This window comes from Bacteroidota bacterium (genome assembly GCA_016699695.1).
Lineage (GTDB): Bacteria > Bacteroidota > Bacteroidia > Bacteroidales > UBA10428 > UBA10428.
This window is the reverse complement of record CP065006.1, coordinates 456,592-478,402: the sequence shown is the minus strand read 5'-3', so window position 1 is coordinate 478,402 and position 21,811 is coordinate 456,592. Positions and strand designations below refer to the sequence as shown.

The following is a 21,811-nucleotide window of genomic DNA, read 5'->3' as shown; positions in this document are numbered from 1 at the left end:
TTTTGTCAACCGGCCATGCAGTGTCATTTCAAGAAAAAATTCAGACACCTTCTTATGTGTAATTATCATAAAATCAAATTTATAGGGGACTCTTATTATAAAACGCTACCTTCTGTTTGAGTAAGTCCTGATTATATTTTTAAAATGGAGCGATGGACTATCTAATCGCTTTTATCTTGGTGCAGATTTTTTTTGAAATTATTGGTTTAACCCAGCCAATCAATTTCAAGAGAATTCAGATAGCCCAACTAACATTAAACAAAACTAATTATGAAGAATTTTACACGATTATTAGGTTTTGCGGTATTACTTTTTATCGGCACTTCGCTGATATTCCCGCCAGCCTATGCAGCAGTTCTACCGCTGCCTGCCGGTGTGGCAGATGGCATCAATTACATCAACGACAATACTGTAGTGCTTGTACTACTTGCCCCCGGCAAGACAAAGTCCGAGGTTACAGGTACTTTTAACAGCTGGGGTTTGTTGGAAATGAACAAAACCCCTGATGGTAAAAGGTTTTGGATACAGCTGAATAACCTTACAGCTGGCCAGGAGTATATTTATCAATACCTGGTTGATGGTACTATCCGTATTTCGGACCCTTTGGCTGAGAAAATTCTCGACCCCTACAACGATCCTCTAATCCCAGCCGCCAATTATCCGAATTTAATTTCGTGGACTGACAAAACAAAAGGTTTGGCCAGTGTTTTTCAAACGGCACAACCAGAATATCAATGGCAGGTAACCAATTTTCAGGGGCCGCTTCAGCATCAGCTAATAGTGTATGAGTTGCTCATTCGCGATTTTACCCAACAACGAACTTTTCAGTCGGTAATCGATTCCATGCTTTATCTGAAAAAACTTGGGATCAATGCCATTGAACTTTTGCCTGTCAATGAATTCGACGGAAACCTTGGATGGGGTTATAATCCCTCGCATTATTTGGCAGTAGATAAAATGTACGGCCCAAAAATCAAGCTGAAAGAATTAATCGATGTAGCGCATCAAAATGGAATGGCTGTAATTATCGACATGGTTTATAACCATACCATGAATCAATCACCTTTGGCAAGTTTGTATTGGAATTCAACATTAAGCAGGCCGGCCTCCAATAATCCATGGTACAACGAAACTGCTCCTCATCAAAGTACAGCCTGGGGTAACGACTTCAATCACGAAAGTCAGTACACCCGCGATTTCTTCGATATGGTGAATAAATTCTGGATTGAAGAATATAAAATAGACGGCTTCCGATTTGACTTTACAAAAGGTTTTACTCAGAAATCGACTTCAAACGATGGTGGTTTGAGTGAATACGATGCTTCTCGTATCGCAAATATCACACGTATGGCTGACAAAATATGGGAAGCCAAGGACGACTGCTATATCATTCTCGAACACTGGGGACAAGAAACCGAAGAAAATGAACTGGTGGCTCATGGAAATGGTATGTTAATCTGGAAAAAATTGCATTCAGAATTCACCAAGGCCTTGAAAGGGGACGATTTATACAATCAATCTTTTGGTGGAGCCCAAAGCGATACCAGAATGATTTTCTCTGAAAGCCATGACGAGGAAAGAATACCTTATGATCTGACTCAAAAGTTTAATAGCGTTCAAACCATGACCAACCGCATGGAATTGGGTGCTGCATTTCTCTTTACTGTGCCTGGTCCTAAAATGCTCTGGATGTTCGAAGAACAAGGCTGCAATTATAGTCTTTTCACTTGCCAGGATGGTAGTGTGGCATACAACGATGGATGTAAACTAGCTGAAAAACCATTCAATTGGAGCAATTACATGCAAGATGCCAATCGCAAGGAATTATACAATACCTATGCAGGTTTACTAAAATTGCGCAAGGAAAACCCTGTATTTACCTTAGGCTATTTTGAAATTGATGAGAATGGCGATGCCATTGCAAACAATGGAGTTGGCCCTGTTCGTCAGATCAGGTTTAAGCATGCCTCTATGGATGTTGTAATCATTGGAAACTTTGGAACTACAGGTGCTTCAATTAATCCATGGTTTACAAAAAATGGTACCTGGTACAACTATTTTAACAAAGATTATCCGACTTATGTATACAGCGGTCAAACAAGTTATTATTTAGCGCCCGGTCAATGGGAATTGTTTACCAGTGTAAAGATTGATCCGAGCCAAATTGCTGCTCCTACAAATTTATCGGCAACAGTTTCTGCAAGCAATGTGTCCCTCACATGGGTAGATAATGCTACTAATGAAACTGGTTATCAGTTAGAACGCTCACTATCAGAAACCTCAGGTTACAGTCTGATTCAAACATTGCCTGCTAATTCGGTAAGTTTTTCCGATAACGGTCTTGTCGATGGAAAATACTACTACCGGGTAAGGGCTACAGGTGCTTCTAGTACATTCTCCGAATATTCAAATGTAGACGATGCACAGGTAGGTGAGCCTGCTGGATTTACAGTCCATTTCAAAAATACTGCGAACTGGAGCGATGTAAACATTTATTTATTTAACTGGGCTACCAAAGGAGCATTACCAGGCTGGAACTGGCCGGGTGTTGACATGGAACGCGAGCAGGGTTCATCGTGGTACAAATACACCATCAAAGAAAGCGTACAGACGGGTATAGTAATCAACAACGGGGGGAGCTTAAAAACCGCCGACCTTACCCGCACCACCGAAGGCTGGTACGACTTTAATACCAAGCAATGGTACGATGCCTGTCCGGGCGATTGTCCAACTGCACCGGTGCCTGTACTTTCGGTTTCGCCCCTTGGAGGAAGCTACGAGAACACAGTGACAGTAACGCTTTCGGCTACCAATTCTGGAGTAATCCGTTACACCACCGATGGCAGCGATCCTCGCAGTGGTTTGGCCTATGCAAGTAGTTTAACTTTTACAACTACCACCCGACTGCGAGCTATTGCCACCAATAGTTTTGGTGAGTCGAACGAAATTGACCAGACCTATACAATTAGCTATCCGAAGCCGGTGCTGACAGTGAACCCAACCGGAAAGGAATTTACCGGTACCCTGGATGTAAGCCTGAGTGCTACCAAGTCGGGAGTGATCAAATACACCCTCAATGGCAACGACCCACGCACGGGAAGCAATTACACTGGCAGCATAAGCCTTACAGCCAGTACCCGCCTACGTGCCATCGCATCGAACGCAAATGGCTATTCGAACGAGATAGACGAACAATATACCCTTGTCGAAAACCAGTGCGACACCATTTTCTATTACAACAAGAACAACTGGAGCACAGTAAAGATCTACCTGTTCAATGCCAATGGCACAGGTCTCCCTGGTTGGACCTGGCCGGGAGTGAACATGGTACGTTTGGGAACAACTAACTGGTACTACCATGTAAACTGCGAAACGGTAAATGTAGGCATGGTATTCAACAACGGATCGGGCAGCCAGACGGGTAACCTATACAGCAATGCGGGTTGGTATTACAGCAACAGCCAGTGGTATACAAGCTGTCCGGGCGAATGTCCGGGACAAGGACCTGTTGGACTTACACTTCATTGCCGCAAGCCATCGAGCTGGGCCAATGTGTACATATATTACTGGAGCACAAGTCCGGTAAGCCTGACAACAAGCTGGCCAGGACAGCCAATGACCGACAGCGATGGCGATGGCTGGTACGACTATACCCTTCCGGGCGTAAGCTGTGCCAACGTAATTTTCAGCAACAAAGGTGCATCACAAACACCAGACCTGAAAAATATCTGTGCCGAAAGTTGGTACGACAATGGTTGGGTTAGCAACCCAAATCTGAAGAATGCAACGGAGATGGAGTTTAGCCAAACCGACTTGATGGGTTCGCCCTATCCAAACCCTTTCACCCAGTCGTTGAAACTTAGCTTTAATGAAACTGATATGGATATCGATATCCGAATGGTTGATTTAAATGGTAGAACATTGTTTGAACAGAAAGCTAATTCGGGTGATGGTTCTGTGGTTCTTGAACCGGTTATTCCTAGCGGAATGTACATACTTTATGTAACAACTGAGATGAAAAATTATCGGTATAAAGTTGTAAAACAATAGTTGTAACCTCCCAAAATAATTGTTGTGTAAACCTCAGATGAACTTTTTCATCTGAGGTTTTTTTGTGTTTTTCCGAATACGTATATTAAATTCCACTCTCTTATGATAGTATAGGTGCTGAGTCTATGCAATTTACTCTAGAAAAATGGCTTCATTTTTTTTATCTGCCTCTATTCTGAATGAAAAATAATGCATTAAAAAATAAGATTAACCGACCTGAACAAAAGGAATTTATTCTCGTTAGAGCAATGAGAATAGACTATCTTTGCCTACGGAATTATATAATAGAATAAAATAATATGGCGACACTGAAAGACGATCCTTTTTTAAAGCGTCAGCGCGCTACCTGGTTATCGGAAAAACTCGACATAAATTTTGCACGGGCCAACGCAATTATGAACCAAGGTGTAATACCTTCCAGTAAGCAGACAAGATTAATTTCCAAAGCCATACGCACCGAAACGAGAGCTTCGGTTTATAAGAGCAAGAAGAAATAAAAAAAGCGCCTTTCGATACTAAAAAGGCGCTTTTTTTATGTGTACAGTTGAATTTACTTTTCTGACAAATAGCTTGAAATCCCTTCCTGGGTTGCTTTAAGCCCTTTATCGCCTTTGTGCCAATCTGCAGGGCATACTTCTCCGTTTGCTTCGAAAAACTGAAGAGCATCGACAATACGAAGTGCTTCTTCTACACTGCGGCCAATGGGCATATCGTTTACAACCTGGTGGCGAACAACTCCTTCTTTGTCGATGAGAAACAAGCCGCGGTAGGAGCGAGGTTCACCTTTGAACGAGACTTCACCGTCGTCCGTATAGTCCCATTCTCCGGCCAATACATCGTAGTTTTCAGAAATAGTTTTTGACTGATCGGCTACCAAAGTATGTTTTACACCTTTAATGCCACCCTCTTTGGTTGGTGTTTGAAGCCATTTCCAATGCGAAAATTCCGAATCGACCGAACAGCCAACCACCTCTACATTACGTTTGGCAAACTCTTCAGCTTTTTCCTGGAAGGCAATGATCTCCGTTGGGCAAACGAAAGTAAAATCGGCTGGGTAAAAATATAAAATCACATACTTTTTACCGATAAACTGTTTCAGAGAAAAATTCTCTTTGATTTCGCCACCATTTAATACTGCTGGTGCAGAGAATGCAGGCGCTTTTTTACCAACTAATACTGACATAATTTAAAATATTTAAGGGTTATTTATTGTATCCTGAATAGTGTTGCTGAATTAACACGAAGGAGCAAAAAATGTTTGATGCCGGCAGAAATGTTTCTTAAAATTTTACCTGCTGGGGTTTACGCTCTGCAAATTCCGGGATGCGATATTCGGGATAATTGGTAAAATTGAGGTATTCTTTGTCGTTATTGTTGAAGCCAGGAGTAAGTGGGAAAAGGGTAAACTGTAATTGCACAGTATTAAAAATCAGGCGCTCATTTCGAATCCTTACCCCAATACCGGTGCTTATATAAACAGGGTTGTGGTATAAATAATTGTTGTTCGAGTTTACAATTAATGCATCGGCAAACCAGTAATACACAAAGCGAAATCCAAGAAGGTATTGTGGTGAATAATATACAAGTTCGTTGCTCATATTCAAACGTTTATTACCTTTTAAAACAGGGCTACTGAGACCACGAATCCGATTCCGGCTTTCGATGGCCGAATATTCATCTTCGAAACGGTTAATGCCATTGACATATTGCAGGTTCACAAAGTTCCGGAACTGATGCCTGAAACTGCCCATTAAAGGGGTGATATATTGAAGGTTATAACTGATAGCTCCTTGTTCAATTTCACTCCTGTAAAATCCGCCTATATCTATACCAGACAAGAAATATCCATATTCCGGAAAGCATTTAGAAAGGCTAAAGGTGGAGCCAAAGTAAGGTCGGTTAAAGAATTCATTTTCTTCATATCCTCCCGTAAACTTTATCATCGCTCCATAGGGTAAATCTTCGGTGTTTCCAAAGTTGTAAACCAGCTTGGTAAGGTGGTATCCCTGCCACACCATTCCGGCAGATGCTAAATACAATCTGCGGTTGTGGAATTGGTAAAGGTAGTCTTCTCTTACTTCTGGACGTTTGATAAAGTTAGAAGTCTCCGTTCGAACCGTGATGAAAAAATCTTTCCGAAGGTTATAGTTTCTGCTTTGAATGGGCTGTGAATATCCACCCCAAAAATCATAGTAGATATTTTCGGAGGTAGTATTTCCAAAGGACGAATCTATAGTTTCGAGCGTAAAAATTCGTTTTGTTTTCCCCGAGGCTATACCTCCGGCAAAACGAATATTTGGTGATATAAAATTCCGCTCCAGATTAAAACCCGACGAAAGGTAGTTGTAACGGTTGGTATGCTGCAAATCCAGACTAAAAAAAGTGTTGCTAAGGTTATTGATACGATAGGCAAGACTATAACCGTAATTTGGTTCGCGGTTCAGGTTGTAATATGCCGTGTAATGAATATCGTGCCCAAAACCTAACAGGTTAGTATTCCAGATACTTGCCTGTCCATAGGCTACATCAAAAAGTTCCCAACTAAAACCGTACGCCATTACATCTTTGGTTACAATCATCACATCAACCTCGTTCCATGACCCCTCTACCGGTATAATGTAAAACCTTGAATCCTGAATACTGGGAATACTGCGCAATACCCGTTCGTTATGGGCAATCAGGTATGGATCGATTCTTTCACCCTCGGCAAAAAACAACGAATTGGTAATAAACCGCTTGTTGGTAGCGATATGGATCGAATTTCCCATTCTTTTCGACCAGTTATCGGCAACGAGAGTAGTGTCGAAAATGGATGGTCCAAATACATCCAGCTGCCGGATAATTATTTTGCGAATAATTTTATTCTGGTGCACAGCAAAGACCTGAGAACGATTTACTTCAAATCTTGTATTATTATCTTTCTTCGGTGGGTTCTGAACAATAAGGCGGTATAATTCGCTCGACCAGTTTCTTTTTCCGGTGAGGGCAGCCAAACTATCGTAAAACTGATCTGATTTTTTTTGATTATTCGAAATCGGGTAGCCATTTTTTAAAATAAAAACAGAATCTATCTGACCAGAAACTGGCATAACTCCAATAGAATCGCCATTTTCGTCCCATTGCGACTTGAGTAAAAGAGGCGTCAAAATTAGAACGACAACGAATAAATATTGATTTAAATGGTTCACACAAAAAAATATTTTTCAGGGAATCTATCAGACGAATTTTAGTAAAAACATACCAAATATTGCCTTTGCATTCAATAAAAGACACCATTGTTAGATATTTTCAGTTAGCTACTACAAAAAATATTTAACAATAGCTTATTCTCCAATTCTTAATTTTTTCAGCTCAAATTTATAATTTTTTAAGCTATAATGGCCATGTTAAAAAACTGCTTTGCTTTGTATTGAATAATAGTTTAAGTTGGGTGAGAATTAAAACAGCGGTATGAAGGCTCCTGTGCTCAAATCGGTAATGCGGCTTTTTGCAATTGTATCGCAAGTACATAGCATTCGCGAAACAGCTATTGCTCGTGAGGTTATAGGAAACTACCTGAAACTTTTAGTGAAATCGGATATGGTGAATCAATCACTCATTATGTACGATTTTTACCACAACAGCATGCGCGAAAGAGAAATTAAAACTGGAAAAAAACAGTTATCCTTGTTTTCGGTGAAGGCTGTAATTATCTGCGAAGAAATCAATGCACATTTAACACGCAAAGAAAGAATAATTGTTCTTCTGCATATTCTCGAAATTCTTTCGCAAACCGGATCCAAGGAACTGGAAGAAATTGATTTTATTAAAACCATTGCTCATTCGCTCCGGATCGATGATCTTATTTTCAACGATTGTTTTTCGTTTGTTTTTGACCGTTACTTTGAAATCCACTATAAAGACCGGGTATTGGTTGTAAGTAATACTCCGCCAGCAGAGGGGTTTAAGTATGTTTTTCGCGAGTTTCTCAATGGCAAGATTGTGTTCATGATGTTTTCGAATATCGAACTTTGCGTTTTCAAACATATAGCTTCCAACGATCAGCTCTATTATAACGAACAACAAATTGTACTCAACAACATTTATTTTTTTAAGCCTGACGATTCGATTAATAGCCCTCTTTTAGGTGAGATTGGATACAGCGATATTCTTAAACTCTTTTTAAAGGAAGAGCATCATCAAAGACTTGAGTTGGTGGCATACCAGGTATCTTATTCTTCATCCGGCGAAAATGCCAGAATGGAAGCTTTTAACCTGATGGAAGAATCAGGGCAATTGATTGGGATAATGGGTCGGAGAGGTGTAGGTAAATCCCTGCTGATTAAATTGCTTAATGGGAGTATTACGCCAACTTCCGGCCTTGTGCTTATAAATGGACACGATATATACAAAGAATGGCAAGCTGTGGAAGGGTTAATCGGATACATGCCCGAAGATGACTTGCTGATTAGGGAGCTTACTGTATTTCAGAATCTATACTATCGCGCCTGTTTTTGCTTTAAGGATGATCCGAAGGAAAAAATTTACCGTCGGGTACTCAAATTGCTGCAAAGTCTATCAATTTTATCAATAAAGGATCAAAAAGTAGGAAGTCAGCAAGACAAATTTATTTCTGATCTGCAACGCAAATTAGTCAATCTGGCCCTGGAGTTAATTCGCAGTCCGAAAATTATTTTTGTCGATAACCCTGTTGAAGGTTTATCCATCGACGATTCGGAAAAAATTATCAATCAGCTCAAACAACTTACTCACAAGGGAATTTTGGTATTTGTGAGCATGCAGGAACCTTCGACACAGTCGTTTAAGCAATTCGACAAGCTTATTCTGCTGGACAAAGGAGGAAGATTTGTCTATTACGGTAAACCACTCCAAGCTTTTAATTTTCTGAAAGATACTGTACAAATGGTTTATAATCCGGGAATAGAATGTCTAAAATGTGGCATTGTCAGACCCGAAGACCTGATGCAGATACTGGAAACTCCTGGCGTTAATGATTTTGGCGATTATACTTCTGAGCGACAAATTTCACCTCAGGAGTGGTACCAGAATTATCAACAGAATCAGCGCAAAGAAATTAACATAACTGCAATAAAAAAGACCAGTTTGCCAAAAACAGAAACCCAAATTGCATTGCCCTGGCAACAATGGAAGTTATTTAGCTTACGCAATTTTTTCGCGCGGATATCGAACAGTCAGTTTTTATGGATTAATATCCTGGAAGTACCGCTCATTGCTTTTGTTATATGCTGGTTCTCTCGCTATCAATCAGGCACATCAACAGATACGGCAGCCTACAGTTTTCTTGGGAATGTGAATCTGCCGGTACATCTATTTATGGGTGTAATTGTAGCTGCATTTACAGGTCTCATGCTTAGTGCGGATGAAATTCTCCAGCACCGAAAAATACTTAAACACGAAGCCTACCTAAACCTGAATAAAAGAAGCTATCTCCATTCGAAGTTGATCTTTTTAACCATTGTGTTGGGTTTGCAGATGTTGGTTTTTGTGCTTATCAGCAACAAACTTCTTGAGATTAAAGGGATGTTGTTTCATTTCTGGTTACAATACTGGCTTGTTGCTCTGGTTGCTGCATTTGTGGGTTTAAACATCTCAGCGAGTGTTACTAAGCTCATTTCAGTGTATGTAATCATCCCGCTTTTGTTAGTGCCTGCTGTTTTGCTTGGCGGTTCTATGATTCCAATGGATAAATTAAACAGAAAAATCACCCACTCAGAATACGTTCCAATTATTGGTGACCTGATTCCTTCGCGTTGGGCTTATGAGGCTCTTATGGTGCATCAGTTTAAAAGGAATAGATTTCAAAAACATATGTACCCTTACGACCAAAAAGTGTCGGAGGTAAGTTATATGCTCAACCATTATATACCTGCCCTTCAACAGCAATTGGCCGAACTAAAATACCTGGCAATGACTCCGGGTGATTTTGAGAAGATGGTAAAAAAGATTGATCTACTCAACTCAGAAATTCTTAAACTACAAGATTATAGTCCGGCTTGCATTCAGGAATTTAAACCTATTCAGGCCAGACAATTTAATATTTCGGTATACAGCAATATTGAGGTTGTGTTGGATTGTGCCCGAAACTATTTTATTCAGGCACTCCCCGAAGCCATTGATAGCAGAGACAATAAAATAGAGGAGTTTAAAAGTTTATTTGACGATCCGTCGGAATTGCTGGAACTGAAAGAACAGCATTATAACGAACGACTTTCAGAAATCGTGCTTGCTACCGATGAAAAACAAAAGGTTTTGGCGAAGGAAAATAGTATTATCCGTAAAGCAGAGCCGATTTATCATTTGCCAGATAATAAGTGGGGTAGGGCACATTTTTATTCTCCGGTAAAAAGACTTGGTAATTTCTATATCGATACTTACTGGTTTAACCTGTTGGTGCTGGTTTGTATGCTGTCGATTCTTTATTTTGCACTGATTTACGAGGTTTTATTGAAAGGCGTTTCCTTTTTTCAAAGGCAAAGAGTGCGGAATATTTCGATGAGTATTTTTTCACGACTCAAACTTTTAATGAAACCACTCTTCGTGCTTAAGTAAATATTTTCTGTAGGTTAGAAAAAAATACTCACACAATTTCTGCTCTTGTTTTATGGGTATTAAAGCAGGAATTATTAGAGGTAGAAGGTTCTATTTTTCTAAGCGTTTAATCTCATTTTTTTAAATTGATTCCTATTAAACATTAACACTTTTGTGTGATAAGGCAAAAAAAAGCCCCTTCCCTTGGGAAGAGGCCTTTTCGCTTTATATAATGTAATTTAGGTGCTTAGCGCAAAGCTGCTTGTGCAGCTGCCAGACGGGCAATAGGTATTCGGAAGGGTGAACATGAAACATAGTTCATACCGGCACGCACACAGAATTCAACCGAACTTGGCTCACCACCGTGCTCACCGCAAATTCCCACTTTAAGTTTGTTGCGGGTGCTGCGACCTTTTTGTATTCCCATTTCGATAAGTTGTCCAATACCTTCCTGGTCAAGCACCTGGAATGGATCGGTTTTCATAATACCTTTTTCGATGTAAATGGGAAGGAATTTTCCTGCATCGTCGCGAGAAAATCCAAAACCCATCTGGGTAAGGTCGTTGGTGCCAAAAGAGAAGAACTCAGCTACTTCGGCAATTTGATCAGCAATAAGAGCCGCACGCGGAATTTCAATCATGGTACCTACCATGTATTCGATTTTGTCTTTTCTTTCTTCAAATACTTTCTCGATAGTTTTACGCACGATGTCTTCCTGCAATTTCAGCTCTTTTACCATACCTACCAGAGGAATCATAATTTCGGGGAAGGTAGAAATGCCTTGTTTTTTCAAGTCGAGTGCCGCTTCGATAATGGCACGGGCTTGCATTTCGGTAATTTCCGGATAAGTATTTCCTAAACGACAGCCACGGTGTCCCAACATAGGGTTAAACTCGTGCAGGTCGTCTACTTTTTTCTTTATTAGCTCCACTGATATGCCCATTTCTTTGGCCATCTCTTTCTGGTTTTGCTCTTCGTGAGGAACAAACTCATGCAGAGGTGGATCGAGAAGACGTATGGTTACGGGTAGGCCTGCCATGGCTTTGAATACATCGGCAAAGTCCTGACGTTGTATGGGCAGAAGTTTGGCAAGGGCAGCGCGGCGTCCAGCCTCATCTTCGGCAAGTATCATTTCACGCATGCGCACAAGTCGCTCGCCTTCGAAGAACATATGCTCGGTGCGGCAAAGACCGATACCCTGAGCACCAAAGTCGCGGGCAACCTTGCAATCGCGTTCAGTTTCGGCATTGGCACGCACATCAATTTTACGGTATTTATCGGCCAGTCTCATAATGTCGCCAAAATCGCCACTCAACTCAGGGTCGATGGTTTTGATTTTACCTTCGTATACTTCGCCAGTTGAACCGTTAAGCGATATCCAGTCGCCTTCTTTGAATACCTTGCCTTTGGCAGTGAGTGTGCGGGCTTTTCCATCTATTTTACATTCTCCGGCACCCGATACGCAGCATTTTCCCATACCACGTGCTACCACAGCAGCATGCGATGTCATACCACCACGTGCCGTAAGTATTCCTTTGGCAATATCCATTCCCTCAAGGTCTTCGGGCGAAGTTTCGATACGTGCCAGAATAGTTACCGGAAATTTCGAGGCCTCATCGGCGTGGAATACCAACTGACCAGTAGCTGCACCTGGTGAGGCGGGTAAACCCTTAGCCAATACATTGGCAGCTTTGATGGCCGATTTATCGAATACCGGGTGAAGCAGCTCGTCGAGTTTGCTCGGCTGCTGACGCATGATGGCGGTTTTTTCGTCAATCATACCCTGCTTCAGCATATCCATGGCAATTTTTACCATAGCCGCCGCAGTGCGTTTACCGTTGCGAGTTTGCAGCATCCAGAGTTTACCATCTTGGATGGTAAATTCAAGGTCCTGCATGTCTTTAAAGTATTTTTCGAGCAATTCCTGCGTTTGGTCGAGTTCTTGGTATGCCGCAGGCATGGCCTCTTCAAGCGAAGGATATTTGGCCGCCCTGTCTGCTTCAGAAATACCAGCAAGCTGGGCCCATTGAAGCGAGCCAGCCTTAGTAATCTGTTGAGGTGTTCTCACACCGGCCACTACGTCTTCACCTTGAGCATTAATCAGGTATTCTCCATTAAAAACATCTTCGCCAGTCGCAGCATCGCGGGTAAAAGCTACACCTGTACCTGAATTGCTACCCATGTTTCCGAATACCATGGCCTGGACGTTAACTGCCGTGCCCCATTCTTCGGGTATCTGACTCATTGCGCGATAGTATTTTGCACGGGGATTCATCCAGCTGTCAAATACAGCGCACACCGAACCCCACAGCTGCTCCCATGGGTCGGCTGGAAAATCGTGTCCTGTAACTTTTTTAACGGCTGCCTTGAATTTCGCTACCAATTTTTTAAGGTCTTCTACCTCAAGGTCAGTGTCGTTCATGACACCTCTTTCTTCCTTTATTTCTTCCATAATTTCCTCGAAAGGGTCAATATCCTCTTTCGATTCGGGTTTCATGCCCAACACCACATCGCCATACATTTGTACAAACCGACGGTACGAGTCCCAGGCAAAACGTTCGTTCCCGGTTTTTTTGGCTATAGCAACTACCGCTTCGTCATTCATTCCCAGGTTAAGAACGGTATCCATCATTCCGGGCATAGAAACCCGCGCACCTGATCGAACCGACATGAGCAAAGGGTTTTCTTTTGAGCCAAAGCCCATACCCATAATTTGCTCTACACCTTTCATGGCTACTTCTACTTCACTCTTAAGCAGGGCCACTACTTTATCTTTTCCAAGCTGGTTGTATTCTGTACAGGTATCAGTGGTGATGGTAAATCCTGGAGGCACTGGAACCCCGATCAGATTCATTTCGGCCAGATTGGCACCTTTTCCACCAAGGAGATTCTTCATATCAGCTTTTCCTTCGGCTTTCTTATTACCGAAACTGTACACGCGTTTTACGTTCGACATATTTTACTGGTTTTATTTAGATTATACATATACGCTTACTTGCTATGCTATAGCGCATGAGAATCCCAAATGTAGCAAAAAATGATTATCAGACTTACTTAAACTGGAATTTATACTAATTCTAAATGGCGGAAAATTTCAACGCACCATTGAAGGCACTGTAATCGAAAAAAGTTTGCGGCAGTATGGCACATCTGCCTTTGAGCATTGAAAGATTTATAGAGTAGCATGGACGAAAGCAACCTCCTAAAAACCTAATTTATCTTCAACTTTTGTTTGTACATCCTTCAGAAATGGAAGAGAAAAGCTAAAGACAACGTGCAGACGGTCCCACTCGAGGGTTCCCGTTTGAGTGGTATCTAAAATATCATCCCCACCATCGTCCGGGAAATTGATAGGGCGGGCAAAATCCTGCTTGGCTCCCATGTAATTGGCTCCCAAGGTGATATCGGCTCCCTGGAGGCGAAGCACAATGCCTCCACCATAATGAAAATAGTTGGCCGAAAAAGTGTTGTTACTTACCTCTGATTTGTTTTGTGCGAAACGCGAGATGTCTTTGGTTACCGGGGAATAATCGGTGCTGGCACTCAGGTAACCTGAAACTTTCTCATTGATGTAATACTCAATTCCAAAGCCAACGTTCACCACTGCCCGCAATTGATCGGTAAGTTTAAAGCTGATTGTGTCACCGTTGCTTTGGCTATAATGGTCTGCTGCTTCGTACAAGGTATATTTGGGCATGTCGTTGAACCATTCCGAACTCAAATGCAGCTTGCTTTTGCCTACAAAATAGGTAATTCCTGCACCTATCGCCATGCTTGATTTATAGCGCGACTTTAGGTTGCTTTGTGAATTGGTAGTATAAACATCCTCACTTTGCGAGTAACCTTATATACCGCTAAACAGTTTCTCGTACTGATACGAACCGGATCCTTTTAGGAACAGCGAGGGCGATAGGAAAGTAAGACCTGCTAAAAAGCGATCAGCACTGTATGAAAGACCAAATTTTCCAAGCAGACTGTATTGTTCCATGGTCATGCTTCTGTTGTATCGGTAAATGGCAGCTTGTTTGCTGTCGGATAATGCCTGCAGGTCAATTTTCAATCCTTTATTTTGAGTGTATAACGAAAGGTAACCAGAAGCTCCTATGCTAAGCCTTTCGGTAAGCGGATAAGCCCATGATAATCCTGTCCATTGTTCATTACCTTTTGCTGTAATTGCCATCTGAGCACCCAGGTATTCATCGCCAGGAAAATTTTCGATTACATCGTCATAGACTTCGTTGCCATAAGAAAAATTCAGATCGGAATTATTTCTGACCAATATAGCCCACGCGAAGCTATGTTTTTTTAACCAGGGTATCTTATAGGTACCTGCTGCCAGACTGGGTACTCCTTTTATGTCGCGTCTTGCCGCATTTTTATCTTCGCCAAAGGCATCGCTTACTGTAATGTTTGTTACTTCATATACATCGGCACTAATTAAAAATACAGGATTTTCAATCTGCCCCAGCCGGGCAGGATTATAATAAACAGCTCCGAGGTCATCCACACCTCCAATTACCGAACCGTTCAGCAACATGGAACGCGTTCCGTATTGTTGCGTCCAGTAATGTCCGTCCTGACCATGAAGATGCAAGAGCATAAGCATGCCTGCACAGACAAATACAGTTTTTATTTTCGTTGCAGTCATAATATTTTTTGATTTATGAAGCTTAGTTTCTGTTAATTCTGAATTCAGTTGTCAAGATAATCGAAAAATTTTATTCTGACTAAGGAAGGTATCATTAAGTTTTATTGCATTATGTATCTATCCCCTAAAAGCTTTTAAACAGAATATTTTACAATTTGCTATTGTGTAATTTTTTATAAATTTACCCTGGTTCACACAAATACTTAAATTAGTAACACGCCTATGTCTGTTGTTCGATTTGGAGTATCTCTCGAAAAGGAATTACTCGAAGCACTTGATACTTTTGCTGATGAGAATCATTTTACCAACCGTTCGCAGGCTATCCGCAACCTGATTAACAGCAACCTTACCAATAAAAAATGGCAGTGCGACAACATTGTGGCAGGGTCAATTACCTTGGTTTACGATCATCATAAAAACGATTTGCAAAAGAATCTTACCGAGGTACAACATCATTATTTTCACGAAATTCTTTCTTCTCAGCATTTTCATTTAAATCACGACAATTGCCTCGAAATCATTGCAGTAAAAGGGAAAGCATCGGTGCTGACCGAATTGGCCGACAAGCTTATTGCCGTAAAAGGCATTCGTCATGGTAAGCTCACCATGACCAGGGCAGATTAAATTTATTCTCAGCCATATAGTTAATTGCTTCACTCGATGTAAAGATTTTATATCGCGAGGAGTAGAAACAAAGTACGTCTTCAGCGGTTATATTCTTGTTGATGCGTTACCTGAAAGGCAACCAATTCAATTTCGTAACCAACAGGTGGCAGCAAATTCGGCGTGCTTTTTTTTTATCTTTCCTTCTAAGTTGGCTTACCATTCGAATGTCGCGATTTTCCAATTTTCAGAGTTTTTGTGAAATTACTTTTGCTGAGTAAACTTTTTAATCACTTAAAAACTTAAACAATGACAAAACTAATTTCCTGGGTAGAAATCCCGACAGTTGATTTTAAGCGGGCTGTAAGATTTTACAACGCTGTTTTACGAATGGATTTGCAAGCACTTGATTTCGGCGAAGAAAAAATGGCTTGTTTTCCGAATGGTGAAGGTGCTATTTCTTATGCGCCAAACTTTAAACCCGGAAAAGATGGTGTATTGGTAAGCTTTAATGCAGAAAATGACCTGGAAGGTGCAATTGAAAGAATAAAGGCCAATGGTGGCAGCATCGTACAACCAAAAACTAAAATTGAAGTTGAAGGAAGATGTTACTTTGCAGTTTTTATTGATTGTGAAGGAAACAAAGTAGGTCTTTACGGCGATCAATAGCAACGACTAAATAGATTATGGTTTAGAAAACTAAGCCATAATCGATCTTTAATATTCTAAATTATTACTGTTTGGTAAAAGAATAAAATATTTGGCTAAAGCCCAATAGTGGAGCAGTTTTAATAGCCCCTGGCTTAAGCCAGGGGTAATAAAATAGCAAAAAAAGAATGGGCTTTAGCCTTGATTGTAATTCATTGAATGGAGAACAATTTTTAAGACAATTAAACATATTTAAAGATTTTTAATTTTACCGGACAGTAGTAATTCTAAATTTGAATTTCAGTTAGTAAAGCAATGTTTTACAGTATTGCCAAGCCATCGGTTTATTTGTCAAAGTTCATTAAGCATTATTGGACTTTAGAAAATTGCATTCCGAATGGATTGGAGCATAAACAAACTATTGTTCCGAGTGGATTATTGGAGTTGATTTTTTATTTCGACAATAAACCAACTTCAGACAGCAGAAACAAGTCCATTAGCGATTGCAGCTTAATAACAGGTCAGTTAAACGAATATTACGAGCTTATAATTACAGGAAAGATCTCGCTTTTTTCAGTCATCTTTCAACCCCACGGTTTATCGACTTTTATTGATATGCCTGTTCAGGAATTGTACAATCAAAATGTTCCACTGCGGTTGATTTTTAAAAATGAAGTGGACGAGATAGAAACCAAAATCGCTGAAGCCAAAAGCTTTAAAGAAAGAATAGCGCTTGTGGAAGGTTACTTTTATAGAATTCTGAAAAAGAAAGAACTAAAATATTCCTTCGAAAGAATTAATAAATGCGTTTATAAGATTAATCAATCGAAAGGGCAGATAGGAATTAGTGAATTAGCTTATGAAGCCTGCTACAGCCGTAAACAGTTCGAAAGAAATTTTCTAAATAGCATTGGAACATCTCCCAAGCAATTCTTAAGAATTATTCGGTTTCAACATGCAATTGATTTAAAATCGAAAAATAAAGGCATTAGTTTAACCGATTTAACCTACCAATGTGGTTATTATGACCAGGCGCACATGATCAATGATTTTCAGAAACTATCAGGCCTGACCCCTCAGCAATATTTTAACGATTGCGAGCCATTTTCTGATTATTTTAATTAAGCCCGGCAGAACGCATACTATTCATTCAGAGGCAAGCATATAAATTTGGGTTTCTGCAACTGGAGTGATTGTAAACTATGAGGCTTATTTTGCTAAATCTATTTTTATTGGATCAATAAAATTGACACGAACATAAGTCTTAGACCGTTTTTCATATCTTTATGCGGCAATGGCATGCATAGAATTGGCGATTGTTCTCAATTAAAAAATTGAAGCAAAAAAAATGAAAAGCAAAAAAGCAGTTAACTCCGTTTACGATACTACCATTAGATTGTTCATTGTCCTTTTAATTATTAGTTGGTGTTTACTCCTCATGTTTCCGTTTGTGAGTATAATACTTTGGAGCCTTATACTTTCTATGGCATTGTTTCCAATGCACAATAAACTCTCCATTAAAATGGGAGGCAGGCCCAAACTAGCATCGGCTATAATCATTACATCCATTTTAGCCATTGTAGTTATTCCCAGCTACTTTTTAACCAGTGCACTCATCGATGAAATTAAAATACTAAAGGAAAGCTTTGACAGTGGCAGTTTAACCATTCCACCACCTACCGAAAAAGTGAAGGAATGGCCTATAATCGGAGAAAAACTTTATGAGAGATGGCTATCAGCTTCGGAGAACATTGAACAAACATTAATAAAATACCAGGATCAGTTATTGAAATTCGGAAGCCATTTGGCAAAGGGAATTTTGAGTACAACCAGTGGGGCACTGCAAATCATAATCTCATTAATCATTGCAGGATTTTTATTGGTCTACAATGGTGCTGGCGAAGAAATCAAAAAACTCTTCAGAAAAGTTGCCGGTGACAGAGGCGATGAATTTGCCGATTTAATTTTAAAAACCGTAGGCAATGTTGTGAAGGGGATTATCGGCGTGGCTCTTATTTTGGCTATTTTAGATGGAATATTGCTAGTGGCTGCCGATATTCCTTATGCCGGAATATTGACCTTGTTCATATTTGTACTGGCTATCCTTCAAATACCTTTGTTTATTATCACCGTACCGATAATCATTTACATTTTTGCCGTAAAAGACACAGGTCCAGCAATTGTTTGGACAATATTATTGTTGATAGTAGGAACTTCGGACAATATTTTAAGGCCTATATTGCTTGGCAAAGGAGCCCCTGTGCCCATGCTGGTAATTTTTATTGGTGTAATTGGCGGCTTTATTATATCCGGTTTTATTGGTTTGTTTACCGGGGCTATTGTAATGTCTTTGGGATATAAGTTATATATTGAATGGGTTAATACCGACAATGAAAAGAGTATTGAAGTTAAAACGGAATAAAGGATAGCAGCAGATAATATAAATTGATGTTTGAATCTGGCTATGAATGGCTATTTCTCATCCTTTTTTAACAGATCGTTGATGAAACCGGATATTTTAGGCATAATAATTTCCTTGCCAATGGCATAAAATGCATTTGAAAGCGAGAAAAAATTACGGATTTTTAAATAGGTAAAATTCAGGTTCATTTCGATAATTTTACTCTGGAGCATCAGGCGCTCTTTTTCAATCCGAAAGTCCTCGAAAGATGTAATATCGGAATAGCGTGGGTCAACTCTTCTTTTCATGGTCGGTAAAAATTGGAAAAAACAATTGAATCATAGCCTTAATGATTGGGCGCTCAATAAAATGTTTCTTTAGAATTATAAATGCAACAAGCACAAACACATAAAAAAGAGCCACACTTAAAAATCCAAGTTCATAAGAATCCAGCCGGGTTGAAATATAAAAACCTGCCGCCATCGATAAAAAAAGGAAAATAAAAAATAATAAATACCCTATAACAGCCAGGCTTGCAGCTGTACTAAATATTTTCGATAAATTTTCGGCCGTGTGAAGCCGTATCAAATCCAATTTGATTTCGACGTACTCCTGAAGATTTTTTTTGAGGCTTTCGATATCTTCGAACATGATGCAATTTATTAGATTAATGGCTGTTGGAAAATGCTTCCAGGTCTCTGCGCAACTCAGCTAGTTTGGCCTCAATATCTTTTCGTATTTGATCCGATTTGCCTGTAGCTTTTTCTTTTAGAGTATTAAATTCTGCTTCAAGGTCAGCTAGCTTTGTTTTAATCTGTTCGCGGGTTTCTTTTCCGCTTTTAGGAGCGTAAAGCAAGGCAATTACCCCACCTATTGCCGCACCGGCCAACAATCCGGTAAGGAATGAATTTCCTGGTTTCATGGACAATTTTTTTAAAGTTTTTTGTAAGTCGAATTTAAAGTTAATCCAAAAAGGATTCAGAAAAAGAAATTATGAAAGGAAATCGAGATTGTAATTAAAAATATTGGATTAAGAGAGTCTTTTACACCTTTTTCTGACATAGCTTAACGAATTACCTTACAAAAAAACACTGCCGGCAGAATTTCGTTCATACCGGCAGTTCAATTCCATTAATCTGTTCCTATTGTTTTTCTTTGCAACACTTTTTCTTTTCAGGACACTTTGTTTTATTGCAATCGCTCAATCCCAGCACTTTCGTGCCTTGTTCGAAAACAATATCAACCGGTATATTTTGTTGGTTAATTTTATCCAGGTCCTGTTGTAATTCAGACGAAACCTGGCCATATTTTTCCACCAGATTTACTGCAGCCGCATAGTCGCCATCGCCTTGAATTTTTAAAATTATTTCTGTGAGGCCATTGATAGCTGCTTCCATTTTTACTGCATCGATGGTATATATTCCTTCGGCTGAGCGGCTCATGGCATTTTGTTCGAGAAAATAGTTGTATCGTATTAGGTTCGAAACTCCATGGGCACTTGATGCACCAAAGCGAATCGACCGAAAAAGTCCGGCAGTGAATGTAACGTAATTGTTCATGATATCAGTTTCCAGTTCACCCATTTCTATGAGTTCTTTTACAAGAAATACCCCCAGAATATCTGCCTTTCCTTCTTCGAGCGCAGTCGATTTATCCTTCATCGCTGTGCGCACCTCTTCGCCTGTAGTAAGGGTATAACTTATGCCTATTCCATGAGCCACTTCGTGCAACATGGTGTTTTCGAAAAAGGCATCAAAGGTCAAATGCTTTTGCTGATCGGGGTTAATGAGTGTTTGAGCTATTGGCACCATTATTTTTTCGTACTTGGCCTGCATGGCATTTTTAAGCTGCAGCCTGCGGCTACCTTTTTCTTTGTGCACAATGGGGTCGTTGGGCAGGTTGATGGCAATGGTTTTGCTTCCTGCATTGCAATCGCCTGCATAATACACCACATCGTAAGCGCCTAGGTCGGAATTGGTGCCGGGAGTTTCGGCTTTGTAGCGGTCTTCCACAGGCAATTTTTTCTGAAGAGCAGGTAGCAGGGCTGCAAAACGATCGAGTTTTTTCGACCATTCCATGTCTTTTATCAGCACATAGGCTTCGAAAGCTGCTTTGTAGTTATACAATTGATCTTCGTAGTTTTCGATTGGACCTACCACAAAATCGAGGCGGTTGGTTTTCATATCCATCCAAGCAAGGTCACTAGCCAGGTAATTGCTTGTAATAAGTGCCTCGCTTCGCAGTTCGAGATAGATTTTCAGACCCGGATCCTCGGCTAGTGCAGCTGCTTTTTTTAGCAATTGAGAAGCTTTGGTTAATTCAACCTTGTAGGCTTTATGATATGGTATGCTTATCAACCTATTAGCAGAATCGCGGCGGATAATGGTATACAACGAGGCCTTATCTTCTGACTGAAATGCCTCAAATTCTTCTTTGGTCATATCGCTGGGGTAGAATTGAGCACCAAGAGGTTTTTCGCCTATTCCTTCAATAAAGGGCATGTTGCCGTTCAGTCGCTCCCAGGGTCCATAATTTATCAGGATGAATTTCTGTGCAACAGAATCGTTTGTAAGTTCCAGTGCTTGCTGCTTTTCGCCAAAAGCCTGCTGCCAGAATAAATTATCCATAATTTCGGCTGCTTCAATTAAAATACGAAGCATCTCTTTTTCGTTTTCCGACAAATCTGAGATATCGGATGTAAGCGTAAAGCCTACAAATTGGTCTACTTTTTTCTGCATTTCCGAAATCTGTTTCGTTTCAGATTGCTTGCACGACATAAGGAAAGCCGCACTGGTTAAGGCCAAAAAGAAAATTCTCATCTTAAATATATTTTATTTTTTAGTACTGGGAAATAATAAAAGGAAATTGAATCTTATACTGATAAAATTCATACATTTAGAAACCTAATAATT

16 protein-coding genes are annotated in these 21,811 nt (G+C 40.2%); 7 read left to right on the top strand and 9 right to left on the bottom strand.

Annotated elements, in window-relative coordinates; all coding sequences use genetic code 11:
• Window positions 1-270: 270 nt before the first annotated feature.
• On the top strand, window positions 271-4,050 hold the full coding sequence (locus IPM71_02025) for a starch-binding protein (protein QQS51525.1): 3,780 nt from the start codon (window positions 271-273) through the stop codon (window positions 4,048-4,050).
• A 299-nt stretch (window positions 4,051-4,349) separates the two neighbouring features.
• Window positions 4,350-4,547 (top strand): hypothetical protein, encoded by a 198-nt coding sequence (locus IPM71_02020; GenBank protein ID QQS51524.1) that lies wholly within the window; start codon window positions 4,350-4,352, stop codon window positions 4,545-4,547.
• A gap of 53 nt (window positions 4,548-4,600) precedes the next feature.
• Here the strand turns inward: IPM71_02020 and IPM71_02015 are convergent, their stop codons facing one another.
• Both IPM71_02015 and IPM71_02010 read right to left on the bottom strand, forming a co-directional pair.
• The gene (locus IPM71_02015; GenBank protein ID QQS51523.1) at window positions 4,601-5,233 is read right to left on the bottom strand and encodes a peroxiredoxin; all 633 of its coding nucleotides are present in this window, start codon (window positions 5,231-5,233) and stop codon (window positions 4,601-4,603) included.
• Between the two features lie 97 nt (window positions 5,234-5,330).
• A complete protein-coding gene (locus IPM71_02010) occupies window positions 5,331-7,196 on the bottom strand; it encodes a hypothetical protein (protein QQS51522.1) in 1,866 nt (621 codons plus the stop codon).
• A 304-nt stretch (window positions 7,197-7,500) separates the two neighbouring features.
• Between IPM71_02010 and IPM71_02005 the strand changes: the two genes are divergently transcribed.
• Entirely contained in the window at window positions 7,501-10,620 is a 3,120-nt protein-coding gene (locus IPM71_02005; protein QQS51521.1) for an ATP-binding cassette domain-containing protein, read from the top strand.
• A 226-nt stretch (window positions 10,621-10,846) separates the two neighbouring features.
• Here the strand turns inward: IPM71_02005 and IPM71_02000 are convergent, their stop codons facing one another.
• The 3 genes from IPM71_02000 to IPM71_01990 form a co-directional block, all read right to left on the bottom strand.
• Window positions 10,847-13,555: a pyruvate, phosphate dikinase gene (locus IPM71_02000; protein ID QQS51520.1), complete on the bottom strand. Its 2,709-nt coding sequence runs from the start codon at window positions 13,553-13,555 to the stop codon at window positions 10,847-10,849.
• 246 nt (window positions 13,556-13,801) lie between these two features.
• On the bottom strand, window positions 13,802-14,371 hold the full coding sequence (locus IPM71_01995) for a hypothetical protein (GenBank protein ID QQS51519.1): 570 nt from the start codon (window positions 14,369-14,371) through the stop codon (window positions 13,802-13,804).
• Between the two features lie 72 nt (window positions 14,372-14,443).
• Window positions 14,444-15,247 carry a hypothetical protein gene (locus IPM71_01990; protein ID QQS51518.1) on the bottom strand — a complete coding sequence of 268 codons (804 nt, stop codon included), beginning with the start codon at window positions 15,245-15,247 and terminating at the stop codon, window positions 14,444-14,446.
• A gap of 222 nt (window positions 15,248-15,469) precedes the next feature.
• On the opposite strand from IPM71_01990, the gene nikR reads away from it, so the two are divergent.
• From nikR to IPM71_01970, 4 genes are all read left to right on the top strand, one after another.
• Window positions 15,470-15,871 carry a nickel-responsive transcriptional regulator NikR gene (gene nikR / locus IPM71_01985; protein ID QQS51517.1) on the top strand — a complete coding sequence of 134 codons (402 nt, stop codon included), beginning with the start codon at window positions 15,470-15,472 and terminating at the stop codon, window positions 15,869-15,871.
• A gap of 288 nt (window positions 15,872-16,159) precedes the next feature.
• Window positions 16,160-16,519: a VOC family protein gene (locus IPM71_01980; protein ID QQS51516.1), complete on the top strand. Its 360-nt coding sequence runs from the start codon at window positions 16,160-16,162 to the stop codon at window positions 16,517-16,519.
• A 294-nt stretch (window positions 16,520-16,813) separates the two neighbouring features.
• Window positions 16,814-17,623: an AraC family transcriptional regulator gene (locus tag IPM71_01975; GenBank protein ID QQS51515.1), complete on the top strand. Its 810-nt coding sequence runs from the start codon at window positions 16,814-16,816 to the stop codon at window positions 17,621-17,623.
• 223 nt (window positions 17,624-17,846) lie between these two features.
• Window positions 17,847-18,920 carry an AI-2E family transporter gene (locus tag IPM71_01970; protein ID QQS51514.1) on the top strand — a complete coding sequence of 358 codons (1,074 nt, stop codon included), beginning with the start codon at window positions 17,847-17,849 and terminating at the stop codon, window positions 18,918-18,920.
• 50 nt (window positions 18,921-18,970) lie between these two features.
• On the opposite strand, the gene IPM71_01965 is transcribed toward IPM71_01970, so the two are convergent.
• The 4 genes from IPM71_01965 to IPM71_01950 all read right to left on the bottom strand — a co-directional run bounded on the left by IPM71_01965 (window position 18,971) and on the right by IPM71_01950 (window position 21,718).
• Entirely contained in the window at window positions 18,971-19,207 is a 237-nt protein-coding gene (locus IPM71_01965) for a hypothetical protein (protein ID QQS51513.1), read from the bottom strand.
• Window positions 19,191-19,550 (bottom strand): phage holin family protein, encoded by a 360-nt coding sequence (locus IPM71_01960; protein ID QQS51512.1) that lies wholly within the window; start codon window positions 19,548-19,550, stop codon window positions 19,191-19,193. The genes IPM71_01965 and IPM71_01960 overlap by 17 nt, the downstream gene beginning before the upstream one ends.
• Before the next feature lie 16 nt (window positions 19,551-19,566).
• Window positions 19,567-19,821 (bottom strand): YtxH domain-containing protein, encoded by a 255-nt coding sequence (locus tag IPM71_01955; protein QQS51511.1) that lies wholly within the window; start codon window positions 19,819-19,821, stop codon window positions 19,567-19,569.
• A gap of 220 nt (window positions 19,822-20,041) precedes the next feature.
• Window positions 20,042-21,718 (bottom strand): Zn-dependent hydrolase, encoded by a 1,677-nt coding sequence (locus IPM71_01950; protein ID QQS51510.1) that lies wholly within the window; start codon window positions 21,716-21,718, stop codon window positions 20,042-20,044.
• Window positions 21,719-21,811: the final 93 nt, after the last annotated feature.

Coding starts and splice junctions, on each gene's coding strand:
- IPM71_02025 (QQS51525.1), top strand. CDS start 271: ATGAAGAATTTTACACGATTATTAGGTTTTGCGGTATTACTTTTTATC.
- IPM71_02020 (QQS51524.1), top strand. CDS start 4,350: ATGGCGACACTGAAAGACGATCCTTTTTTAAAGCGTCAGCGCGCTACC.
- IPM71_02015 (QQS51523.1), bottom strand. CDS start 5,233: ATGTCAGTATTAGTTGGTAAAAAAGCGCCTGCATTCTCTGCACCAGCA.
- IPM71_02005 (QQS51521.1), top strand. CDS start 7,501: ATGAAGGCTCCTGTGCTCAAATCGGTAATGCGGCTTTTTGCAATTGTA.
- IPM71_02000 (QQS51520.1), bottom strand. CDS start 13,555: ATGTCGAACGTAAAACGCGTGTACAGTTTCGGTAATAAGAAAGCCGAA.
- IPM71_01995 (QQS51519.1), bottom strand. CDS start 14,371: ATGGCGATAGGTGCAGGAATTACCTATTTTGTAGGCAAAAGCAAGCTG.
- IPM71_01990 (QQS51518.1), bottom strand. CDS start 15,247: ATGACTGCAACGAAAATAAAAACTGTATTTGTCTGTGCAGGCATGCTT.
- nikR (QQS51517.1), top strand. CDS start 15,470: ATGTCTGTTGTTCGATTTGGAGTATCTCTCGAAAAGGAATTACTCGAA.
- IPM71_01980 (QQS51516.1), top strand. CDS start 16,160: ATGACAAAACTAATTTCCTGGGTAGAAATCCCGACAGTTGATTTTAAG.
- IPM71_01975 (QQS51515.1), top strand. CDS start 16,814: ATGTTTTACAGTATTGCCAAGCCATCGGTTTATTTGTCAAAGTTCATT.
- IPM71_01970 (QQS51514.1), top strand. CDS start 17,847: ATGAAAAGCAAAAAAGCAGTTAACTCCGTTTACGATACTACCATTAGA.
- IPM71_01965 (QQS51513.1), bottom strand. CDS start 19,207: ATGAAAAGAAGAGTTGACCCACGCTATTCCGATATTACATCTTTCGAG.
- IPM71_01960 (QQS51512.1), bottom strand. CDS start 19,550: ATGTTCGAAGATATCGAAAGCCTCAAAAAAAATCTTCAGGAGTACGTC.
- IPM71_01955 (QQS51511.1), bottom strand. CDS start 19,821: ATGAAACCAGGAAATTCATTCCTTACCGGATTGTTGGCCGGTGCGGCA.
- IPM71_01950 (QQS51510.1), bottom strand. CDS start 21,718: ATGAGAATTTTCTTTTTGGCCTTAACCAGTGCGGCTTTCCTTATGTCG.